The organism is Vibrio makurazakiensis, assembly GCF_050337375.1.
Lineage (GTDB): Bacteria > Pseudomonadota > Gammaproteobacteria > Enterobacterales > Vibrionaceae > Vibrio > Vibrio makurazakiensis.
The window spans coordinates 1-1,829 of record NZ_JAKJSW010000409.1 but is presented as its reverse complement, the minus strand read 5'-3'; the positions used below and the strand labels follow the sequence as shown (position 1 = coordinate 1,829).

The following is a 1,829-nucleotide window of genomic DNA, read 5'->3' as shown; positions in this document are numbered from 1 at the left end:
TTTTGCGTGCTGATGGTGGAGTGAATTTACAAGAAGGTGCACAGCTTTGCTGGGAAGTGAATGACGCAGGTACCTTTGAAACGGCTTGTTTGGGAATGGCTCTAAATGCAGCAGGGGAGGTGACGTTGGCGGTAACTGCAGCAGACGCGACCCGTGTGCAGAATAATAGAAGAGTAAATGTCGAGATAGAAAATATAGGCGGCTTCATTCATCAAAATGAAGTTGGAGTCCCTCGYATTACTGCAATGGAAGTGCGGTCTGTTTCAACGGGCGACTTTGTGCCTGAACCAACTTGCCCTGCAGGGTTCAATATTCGTATTGCAGCTAGCCTCTCTACTGTCACTGATGTTGATGCAGCGGTTCTTCCTGCTAATAACTGGGGCGATAACCGAAATTCGGCACCTGATCTTGGAGAATCAAGTGAAATAGGTGCAGTTGGCGTCGGTTGGGATCAGGTGGCTGGCGGTTGGAATATCACTTCCAATGTGATGTCTAGGCGTTTAAACGGAGGAAACCAAGCGTCAGGATCAAGATTTAACATTTCTACTTGGTGTGAAGAATAAGGTGTAGGTAATAGTATGGCTGAAAAGAAACAACTTAAGTCACTAGAAGAACTCGACTTTTACGAGCGAGAGATTAATCAAGAAGTTTTTGGTGAATTTAAACACGTTATCTTAGTTGTCGACTCAGAAGAAAATGTTGATCTCTTTGTTAATGTCGAAAAGTTTAATTATCGAGAATTGACAGTCATTAATGATCGCTTGGGCGCCGCGTCTTTCTCTATCGTAAAAACGGTCTACGAGTGCGCCAATGATTTCTACCCACTGGTAGAACAAAGTATTGAACGATATATAAGAAACGGTTTTGACAGCTCTGACAATGTGCTTTTAATGAGCCAAGCAGAACTACGAATTCGTGATTTGCTGTCAAATGCTGTGTATGAAGGTGCGTCTGATGTGCACATAAAACGAGATAAGAACTTGGCAACCGTGAGTATGAGAAAGCTTGGTAGTGTCTTGCCTTATAGTCAGATCCATCCGAACGATTGTGACATGATGATGAGTGTACTTTACAACGTTAACGCTTCTGGTAAAGGGGTTGCCTGGAACCGTCGCGAGCCTCAAGACGCGGTTATCGCAATGGAAATTTCTGGTGTTAACTACACCTTCCGATATGCACACATGCCAATCCATTCTCTAGACGGTGACTCATATCATGTAGTTCTTCGAGTTTTAGGTGGCAAGAAAAAGCAGGTGGATCTTGACAAACATGGTAAAGACTACTCTGCTTCGATCGCATCTCTAGGGTTTGATGAGAGCCAAATGTCAGCATTGAAAAAAATGTTCAGTCGGCCTAATGGTTTGATTGTGGTCTGTGGAACGACGGGGTCCGGTAAATCTACAACAATCAAAGCGATGTTGGAGTGGCTCTATTACGAGTTCCATAGCAGTAAAATATCAATGTTAACGGTAGAAGACCCCGTTGAGTACGATATCGGTGGTGCAATTCAAACGTCGGTTGTTCGAACGCTTAATGCTGATAAAAATGCTTTTATGCCAGCTATCTACTCTGCAATGCGCCGTGACCCTGATGTACTACTTATTGGTGAGACCCGAGACCCACATACCGCGAATGCTCTAGTCGATATTGTTGAGGGTGGACATATAGCGGTGTCAACGCTCCATGCCTCTTCAGTCGTTGGTGCGGTGCAACGTCTATCCAGTTTGGGTGTGAGCTTGAAAAAGCAAGCCGCGGTAGACTTTTGGTCGGGGATCATTTGCCAAAAATTGGTGAAAGTTATGTGCCCCGAATGCAGCGTACCTTTGCAC

2 protein-coding genes are annotated in these 1,829 nt (G+C 44.7%); both read left to right on the top strand.

Going from position 1 to position 1,829, the window contains the following annotated elements; genetic code table 11:
* Window positions 1-563, top strand: a 563-nt coding sequence (locus tag L4C33_RS21995) for a hypothetical protein (RefSeq protein WP_428814512.1), incomplete at its 5' end; no start/stop codon positions are given.
* A gap of 15 nt (window positions 564-578) precedes the next feature.
* On the top strand, window positions 579-1,829 hold a 1,251-nt coding region (locus L4C33_RS21990), incomplete at its 3' end, for a GspE/PulE family protein (protein ID WP_428814511.1).